This is a genomic window from Geodermatophilus sp. SYSU D01036 (assembly GCF_054050435.1).
The window spans coordinates 48,153-54,312 of sequence record NZ_JBJGZJ010000028.1 but is presented as its reverse complement, the minus strand read 5'-3'; the positions used below and the strand labels follow the sequence as shown (position 1 = coordinate 54,312).

At 76.4% G+C, this 6,160-nt stretch carries 7 protein-coding genes and 2 tRNA genes; 6 read left to right on the top strand and 3 right to left on the bottom strand.

Going from position 1 to position 6,160, the window contains the following annotated elements:
• The first annotated feature begins 134 nt into the window (after nucleotides 1-134).
• The 4 genes from ACI8AR_RS20690 (at nucleotide 135) to ACI8AR_RS20675 (ending at nucleotide 1,361) form a co-directional block, all read left to right on the top strand.
• Nucleotides 135-893 (top strand): DUF3566 domain-containing protein, encoded by a 759-nt coding sequence (locus tag ACI8AR_RS20690; protein WP_457052665.1) that lies wholly within the window; start codon nucleotides 135-137, stop codon nucleotides 891-893.
• A gap of 57 nt (nucleotides 894-950) precedes the next feature.
• Nucleotides 951-1,024 (top strand) — tRNA-Ile (locus tag ACI8AR_RS20685).
• Nucleotides 1,025-1,098: 74 nt separating this feature from the next.
• A complete protein-coding gene (locus tag ACI8AR_RS20680) occupies nucleotides 1,099-1,248 on the top strand; it encodes a DLW-39 family protein (protein ID WP_456927731.1) in 150 nt (49 codons plus the stop codon).
• Between the two features lie 40 nt (nucleotides 1,249-1,288).
• Nucleotides 1,289-1,361: transfer RNA gene (locus ACI8AR_RS20675), tRNA-Ala, on the top strand.
• Between the two features lie 27 nt (nucleotides 1,362-1,388).
• Here the strand turns inward: ACI8AR_RS20675 and ACI8AR_RS20670 are convergent.
• Nucleotides 1,389-3,305 (bottom strand): winged helix-turn-helix domain-containing protein, encoded by a 1,917-nt coding sequence (locus ACI8AR_RS20670; RefSeq protein ID WP_457052664.1) that lies wholly within the window; start codon nucleotides 3,303-3,305, stop codon nucleotides 1,389-1,391.
• Between the two features lie 69 nt (nucleotides 3,306-3,374).
• Nucleotides 3,375-4,085: a hypothetical protein gene (locus ACI8AR_RS20665; protein ID WP_457052663.1), complete on the bottom strand. Its 711-nt coding sequence runs from the start codon at nucleotides 4,083-4,085 to the stop codon at nucleotides 3,375-3,377.
• A 143-nt stretch (nucleotides 4,086-4,228) separates the two neighbouring features.
• On the opposite strand from ACI8AR_RS20665, the gene ACI8AR_RS20660 reads away from it, so the two are divergent.
• Both ACI8AR_RS20660 and ACI8AR_RS20655 read left to right on the top strand, forming a co-directional pair.
• A complete protein-coding gene (locus ACI8AR_RS20660) occupies nucleotides 4,229-4,762 on the top strand; it encodes a peptidylprolyl isomerase (RefSeq protein ID WP_456927734.1) in 534 nt (177 codons plus the stop codon).
• A gap of 128 nt (nucleotides 4,763-4,890) precedes the next feature.
• Nucleotides 4,891-5,658 (top strand): rhomboid family intramembrane serine protease, encoded by a 768-nt coding sequence (locus ACI8AR_RS20655; protein ID WP_457052662.1) that lies wholly within the window; start codon nucleotides 4,891-4,893, stop codon nucleotides 5,656-5,658.
• A gap of 16 nt (nucleotides 5,659-5,674) precedes the next feature.
• Here the strand turns inward: ACI8AR_RS20655 and ACI8AR_RS20650 are convergent, their stop codons facing one another.
• A complete protein-coding gene (locus ACI8AR_RS20650; RefSeq protein ID WP_457052661.1) occupies nucleotides 5,675-6,085 on the bottom strand; it encodes a PH domain-containing protein in 411 nt (136 codons plus the stop codon).
• Between the last annotated feature and the right edge of the window lie 75 nt (nucleotides 6,086-6,160).

Below are 6,160 nucleotides of genomic sequence, written 5' to 3'. Positions count from 1 at the left end.
GTGGTGACCTCCGGTCACCACGCGCCCCCGGCTCCCGCTGACGGACACGACCGGCGCCCGGGCGCCTCCGGCACCACGCCGGACCGCCCCGGCGCGAGAGCGCGGCGAGGGCCGCAGGCGAACGGGAGAACGGCATGAGCGACCGGCCGCAGGCGGTGCGCACCGGGGTCCGCCCGGAGAGCGCAGCCGGAGCGGACGGAGCCCCGGCGACGGGCTCGGCGCCCGCCACCGGCCAGACGCCCGCTCCGTCCGGGGCGACCCCGGCCGGGGCCACCCCGCCGGGCGCGGCCCCGTCACTGGCCAAGCCGGCCACCGGCCAGGCGCCCGCCCAGCAGGTGCCGCCGGTGGCGCCGCCGCAGCAGGCTCCCCGTCCGGCGGACGCGACCATGCCGGGGCCGGTGAGCGCCACCCAGGCGGTCCCGCCGGCCGCGGTGGCCGCCCCGCCGCCGGCGGCGGCCCGGGCGCCCCAGCAGCCGCCCGCGGCCCAGCAGCAGGCCGGCAAGCAGGCCAAGAACCGCGGCAACCGCGGTCCGCGGCGCGCCCGGCTGCAGCTGCGGCACGTCGACACCTGGTCGGCGCTGAAGATCTCGCTGGTCCTGTCGATCGCGATGTTCTTCATCTGGATGGTCGCGGTCGGGATCCTCTACGGGGTCCTGTCCGGGCTCGGCGTCTTCGACACCCTCAACGACCTGTTCGGCCAGCTCGGCACGTCGTCGAGCGGCGAGGGCGGCGGCGACGTCATCACCCCGGGCATCGTCTTCGGCGGGGCGGCCGTCATCGGCGCGATCAACATCGTGCTGATGACCGCGCTGTGCACCGTCGCGGCGTTCATCTACAACCTCTGCGCCGACCTGGTCGGCGGCCTCGAGGTGACGCTCGCCGAGCGCGACTAGACGAGGGACCCGCCTACAGGGGCCGTCCGCGGCCCCTGTACGCTGGTCGAGGTCCACGGGCCTGTAGCTCAGGCGGTTAGAGCGCATCCCTGATAAGGATGAGGCCGGAGGTTCAAGTCCTCCCAGGCCCACCCGTGAACCGGTGCCCCGGCACCGCGACAGCGAGGCCCCGTCCGTGGCCGCCGTCGTACCCAGGAGGTACCGCGTGCTGAAGAAGCTGGCCCTGGCCGCCGTCGCGGCCGGCGCCGTCGCCGCCGTCCGCCGGCGCTCGTCCGGCAGCGGCAAGGCCGAGGCCGACCTCTGGCACGAGGCCACCAACGGCCCGCAGTCGGTCAGCCGCCCCACCACCCGCTGAACCCGGGCTCCCGCGCGGAGCTCCCGGGGACAGCGCCCCCGGGGACGTAGCTCAATTGGCAGAGCACCGCCTTTGCAAGGCGGGGGTTAGGGGTTCGATTCCCCTCGTCTCCACCGCAGGACGCCGGGTGCGTCCGCCGCTCAGGCCAGCTGTGAGCGCCAGTCCTCCCGCAGCCGGTACCCCCGCCCCCGCACGGCCTCGACAGCCGGGGCGCCCGGCCCCAGCTTGGCCCGCAGGGTCCGCACGACGGCGTCCACGACGTTGCTGCCGCCGGCGTACTCGGTGTCCCAGACCTCCCGCAGCAGTTCCGGCCGGCTCACCGTGCGGCCCTCCCGGTCGCGCAGGCACCGCAGGAGGCCGAACTCCAGCGGCGTGAGCGCGACCCGCCGCCCACCGACCACCAGCTCGTGGGCGTCGGCGTCGAGGGCCGGTTCGTCGGCCACCCCGAGCTCCCTGGCCAGCAGCTCGACCAGCCAGCCGTCGACCGAGCGCCTCCCGAAGTCGAGCACCACGCTCGTGAACGGCCGGCCGTCGAGCACGACCGGGGGACCGGGGAGCGGACGGAAGCCCAGCTCCCGGACGACGGGCCAGTAGGCCGGGACGTCCTGGACGACGACGAACATCTGCCGCAGCGCCGGGCGCAGCGCCATGTAGGTCCGCTTCACGTCCAGCCAGCACGCCGCCTGCGTCGTCCCCGGGGCCTCGCCGCGCTCCCGGTCCAGCCACCGGCGCAGCCCCAGCGCGACCTCACGGCGCCCCAGCGGGTGGCTGTCCAGGTGCCGGGCCCAGGACCGGACGACGGGGTCGTCGGCGACGGGGGAGTGCCGGATGCGGGCGTCGTCGAGCAGCACGGAGAAGGCCGCCACGCCGCCGTCGCGGTCCCGGGAGACGGAGAACGCCGACGGCGTCGTGACCCACCACCGGTCCAGCAGCCGGGCGCCCTGGGGGCCCTCGTGCCGGTGCGTGATCCCCCGGACCGCGTCCTCGTCGAGGGTGCTCGCGGGCTCCACGGCCGGCTGCTGCGCGTCGGCGGGGAAGAATGCGGTCCGCACGACCGGGTTGTCGAGCAGGTAGAGGACGTCCGCGGTGTAGCGCCACAGCTCGGCGGGCGCCGCCGACCGCATCTCGTCGCGCAGCCGCCGCCACGCCGCCCGCCGGTACTCGCGGTGGCGCACCGGGTCGGCGGTGCGCAGGTGCCCGGCCACGGCGTCGCGGACCGCCTCGTGCACGACCGCGCCGTCGCGGCCGGCCACGACGAAGGGGAGCGCGAGCAGGCGCTCCATCGCGACGGCGCCGCCGCCGTCCAGGACGGCGTCGAGCAGGGACTCCGTGGCCCGGCGCAGGACCGAGGCCGCCTCGAGCGCCCGCCGCGTCAGCGGGTCGGCGATGTCCTCGAAGTACAGCCGGGTCAGCTCCTCGACGACGCGGGACATCGCCGCGTCCTCCAGCCCGAGCTGCGGGTTCTCCGCGACGCCGGCCGTCGCCAGGACCAGCGCCAGCGGGTGCCCGCGGGCGACGCGGTTGAGCCGGTCCGCCTCCGTCGCGGCCACGCCGTGCTCGGCCAGCAGCAGGCCCGCGTCGGCGTCGGACAGCGGGGCGAGCGGGACGGTGCGGAAGCCGGGCACGCCGTACCAGGCCGGCACCGGGCGCTCGCGGCTGCCGAGGACCAGGAGGGTGCCGGCCGGGAGCGCGGGCGCGAGGGTCCGGCGCAGCCAGGTGTCCATGAGCCGGAAGTGCTCGTACTGGTCCAGGACCAGCACGACCGGGGGCTCGGGCCCCTCCAGGGCGGCGACGAGCGCCTCCACGGTGGGGTGGCCGCCGAGGGCGCCCAGCAGCCCGCGTTCGGTCGGCTCCACGGTCCGGCAGTCCAGCGCCACGACGGTCGCGCCCGCGTCCGCCGCGAGGCCCGCGAAGGCGTGCAGCAGGGCCGACTTCCCGATGCCGGGCAGGCCGTGCACGTGGGTGGTGCCGCCGCGGCGCAGGTGGTCGAGCAGGAGCGTGACCTCGGGTCCGCGCCCCAGCAGCGGAGCGGCGCCGGGCCGCGTGGCCGTGCGCACGCCCCGAGACTGGCCGCCGGGGGAGGGTGCGGCAAGGGACCGACGTCCCCCCGCCGCCGGTTCCCCGGGTCACTCCGGGACGACCTCCACGGTGACCGAGAGGGACCCGTCGTTGTTGTCGTACCAGCCGGGCGGGCCCTGGTAGTCGTAGGCGTCGGCGAAGCCGAGGAAGAGCCGGGTGGCCCCGTCCGGGGCGGTGACCCGGAGGTCGCGCCCGTCCCCGACGAGGAAGGTCTGGCCGATCTCCGGCGCGACGGGACGGGCGGTGTTGACGCCGGTGACGTCCAACCGCGGCGGTGCCTCACCCCGCGGCGGGTCGTCGGTGAGGAACACCCCGGTGAGGAACATGCCGTTGTCGTCGGCGACGATCCCGGAGATCCCGCCGTACGACTCGACGTCGGTCGTCCCGTTCGCCCCGCCGTCGCCCCCGGGGCCCACCCGGCTCGCGGTGCCCACGATGGGCGTGACGCTGCCGTCGACGTCCGGGAAGGTCACGACGCGGCCCCCGTCCTCCGGGAGCCGGAACAGGACCGGGGGCACGCCGTCGCCGCCCCCGCCGGGGCCGGGCGGGTCGTCGAGGCCGGCACCGAAGACGTTGGCCTGGGCCGGGACCTCGAGCGCGCCGTCCCCGCCCCCGGAGACGACCGCCACGACCCCCCACGCGAGCAGCCCGCCGGCCGCCGTGCCGGCGACCACCGTCGCCACCCGGCGCCCGGGAGGACGCCGCTCACCGGGCGCCCGGCCCGTCGTCCGTCGCGGTGTGGTGGTGGAGGTGGCCACGGCCGTCCCCTCTCGTGCGTCAGGAGAGCAGGGTGGCCCGCCGGCGGGCGCCGTCGATGAGGGGTCGATGAGGCTCCGGTGAGGCTCCGGTGAGGCCCGCTCCCCGTGCTCGGGGGCGGCGGAGCAGTGGGAGAGTGGGCGGCGTGACCGAATCGACCCCCGCACGCCGTGCCGTGCTCCACACCAACCACGGCGACATCACCGTCGACCTGTTCCCCGACCACGCGCCGAAGACGGTCGCGAACTTCGCGGACCTGGCCGAGGGCCGCCGCGAGTGGACGCACCCGGCGACCCGGCAGAAGAGCACCGACCCGCTGTACGACGGGACGGTCTTCCACCGGATCATCGACGGTTTCATGATCCAGGGCGGCGACCCGCTGGGGCAGGGCTTCGGCGGCCCGGGCTACCAGTTCGGCGACGAGTTCCACCCCGAGCTCAGCTTCGACCGGCCGTACCTGCTGGCCATGGCCAACGCCGGGCCCGGCACCAACGGCTCGCAGTTCTTCATCACCGTCAGCCCGACGCCGCACCTCAACCGCAAGCACACGATCTTCGGCGAGGTCGCCGACCAGAGCAGCCGCGAGGTCGTGGACCGCATCGCCAAGGTCCGCACCGGCCGCAACGACCGCCCTGTCGAGGACGTCGTCATCCAGTCGGTCGAGGTGCAGCGCAGCTGACCACCGGTTCCGACGACGGGGGCGCCGGCCGGCCGCCGGCGCCCCCGTCGGCCACCTGCTACCGCCACCCGGACCGGCCGACCGGCGTCCGGTGCGCGCGCTGTGACCGGCCGATCTGCCCGGAGTGCATGACGCCGGCCGCCGTCGGCTTCCAGTGCCCCGACGACGTCCGGGCCGGTTCTGCCGGGGTCCGCCGTCCCCGGCCGGCCTCCCGGTGGTCGGGCGCCCGCCGCCGGTTCGGACCGGTCACCGTCTCGCTGGTCGCGGTCAACGTCGTCGTCTTCGTGATCACGGCCGTGTCGGCGGCGTCGGCCGGCCAGAGCCCGCTGGACAACTGGCGCTCGCCGGTGTTCGAGGAGTTCTCGCAGGTCCCCGTCCTCGTCGACGTCTTCGGCCAGGACTGGCGGCTGCTCACCGGGGCGTTCCTGCACATCGGGATCACCCACCTGCTGCTCAACATGCTCAGCCTGCTGGTGTTCGGCCCCGAGCTCGAGGGCCGCCTGGGCTGGTGGCGCTACCTCGCCGTGTACCTGCTCTCCGCCCTGGGTGGCGCCGTGGCCATCCAGCTGTTCGGCGACCCGGGCCGGCCCGTGGCCGGGGCGTCGGCGGCCCTGTACGGCCTCCTGGGCTCCCTGGGCGTGCTGCTGCTGGTCGCCCGGCAGGACCTGCGCGGTCTGCTCACCCTGCTGGCCATCAACGTGGTCATCAGCTTCCTGCCCGGCGTCTCGCTGCTGGGCCACCTCGGCGGCCTGGTCGCCGGCGCGCTCGCCACCGGGCTGCTCGTCCTCACCCGCCGGCGGACGGCGGCGCAGGCGGCGTCGCTGGTGGCGCTGGCCGCGGTCCTGGTGACCCTCGCCCTCGCCGTACCGGTGCCGCTGGCCGTCCTCGCCCTGTAGCGGGCCGTCCCGCCCCTCAGCCGGGCCGCCGCGCCTCCAGCGCCTGCGCCACGGCCGCCGGGTCCGTCCCCAGGTCCCGGCGGCCCAGCAGCACCAGGGTGCCCGCGTCGTCGGGGTCCGTCGCGGCGGTGTCCAGCTCCAGCAGCCGCGAGCGCACCCCCAGCCGCCGCGTCGTCCGCAGCCGCACCCGCAGGCCCGGCCACGGCAGCCGGGTGCGCCCGGTCAGCGTCCGCACGACGACGCCGGCGTCATCCACCGCCAGCCGCGGCCGCAGGACGACGTCGCGCAGCGCCGCGCCCACCAGCAGCACGCCGGCGGTGCCGACCAGCACCCGTCCCGCCGCGTCGAGCCCCAGGGCGGCCAGCGCCAGGAGCACCCCGCCGAGCCCGAGCGTGACCGTCTCCGCCGTCCGCGCCGACCACTGCACGTCCCCAGCCTCCCAGGACGCCCGTGGGGAGTTCGTCCACAGGCCCGGAGAGGTGGGGACGCCCGTCCGCAGGTG

What these genes read in the sequence shown, in the direction of transcription:
- ACI8AR_RS20690 (WP_457052665.1), top strand. Translation starts at nt 135, where the DNA reads ATGAGCGACCGGCCGCAGGCGGTGCGCACCGGGGTCCGCCCGGAGAGC.
- ACI8AR_RS20655 (WP_457052662.1), top strand. Translation starts at nt 4,891, where the DNA reads ATGACGCCGGCCGCCGTCGGCTTCCAGTGCCCCGACGACGTCCGGGCC.